At 38.9% G+C, this 1,276-nt stretch carries 3 protein-coding genes; 2 read left to right on the forward strand and 1 reads right to left on the reverse strand.

Features of this window, described 5'->3' with window-relative positions:
* Positions 1–36: 36 nt before the first annotated feature.
* Positions 37–231 (reverse strand): Cro/CI family transcriptional regulator, encoded by a 195-nt coding sequence (locus GKR71_RS00605; RefSeq protein WP_154630807.1) that lies wholly within the window; start codon positions 229–231, stop codon positions 37–39.
* Between the two features lie 95 nt (positions 232–326).
* Between GKR71_RS00605 and GKR71_RS00610 the strand changes: the two genes are divergently transcribed.
* Positions 327–989 (forward strand): LexA family protein, encoded by a 663-nt coding sequence (locus tag GKR71_RS00610; RefSeq protein WP_230084989.1) that lies wholly within the window; start codon positions 327–329, stop codon positions 987–989.
* Positions 990–1,092: 103 nt separating this feature from the next.
* Positions 1,093–1,276 (forward strand): hypothetical protein (locus GKR71_RS00615; protein ID WP_154633775.1); only part of this gene is annotated, 184 nt, incomplete at its 3' end.

Genomic DNA, 1,276 nt, shown 5'->3' on the forward strand with positions numbered 1-1,276 from the left:
TCTACAATTCCGTTGTTTTGTTGGTAGTTAACTCTGTTAGTTGGTTTTGGTACTGTTCTGGTAGAGCTCTGGCTCATACTTAAGCTGACCATTTGTCAGTCGCTCAATAATCAAAGCTTGTTTTTCTGGTATAACTGATTTCCATCGGCTCACTGCTGGGTGAGAAACCCCTAGCGCAATGGCCGTTTTTTGAACGCCACCAAAAAAATTAATAACATTTTGCTTGTACATTTGGTTACCTCGTGTCTGAGTTTAGATTGAAATGTAACAAAAGGTACATTAACAAGCAAACACTTTTCACATCAAAATGATGTAACATTGGTTACATGAAAAAAGAAGATATGAATTTCAGAATCAAGGCTAGGCGCCTTCAGTTAAATCTTACTCAGGAAGTCTTAGCTAAAAAGCTGGGAGTTAGTCGTGTTTCTGTGACTAAATGGGAAACAGGAATGGCTAAACCTGATGGGGAAAATTTACAAAATTTAGCCCATGCACTAGAAACGTCTGCAGAATGGATACTGTATGGGAAAAATGCGCCTACTGATAAAGAACTATCCCCTTCAAGAAAGCCACTATCAATAACAGAGGTACCAGTTATATCTTCAGTTCAAGCAGGGATGTGGAACGCAACATGCGAATCAGCAACACTAGATGATGTTATTCGATGGATTGGGACAACTGTTAGAGTATCGAATAGTGCATTCGGTTTAGATGTTCGCGGTGATTCAATGACAAATCCGAATGGTGCACCGACAATACCCGAAGGCTCCACAGTGATAGTAGAGACAGACTACGGAAATATGGACGACTTATACGGGAAAATAGTTGTCGCCATTTTAGATGGCACGTCTGAAGCAACTATAAAGAAACTGGTATGGGATTCACCGTATAGTTATCTAATGCCATTAAACCCATCATTTAACCCCATTCTTATAAATGGCAACTGTCGAATTATTGGGAAAGTAGTCCAAGTCGTACAGAATTTATAGCCTCCAAAAACTCAATGTAACTTATTTCACATTTTAATATTGACACTCCATGTAACCTAATGTACCTTTTGTTACATGGAATGAAATCAATGGGAATAAGATTATGCAAGTCAATCCAAGCGCACCAATCGTTACCTTTAACAACCCAATGTCCACAGATGAAATTCATGCATGGATTTTGGAGAAAGCTGCTGCACTTAAAAAACTTGAAAGCCTTAACGCTGCCTACGCAGAACTCAAAGAAAAGCTGGTAAGAATCGAAGATGATATTTACGAGCAAACTGAGA

Origin of the sequence: Providencia sp. wls1922, from assembly GCF_009706505.1 — a bacterium.
GTDB classification, from domain to species: domain Bacteria; phylum Pseudomonadota; class Gammaproteobacteria; order Enterobacterales; family Enterobacteriaceae; genus Providencia; species Providencia lanzhouensis.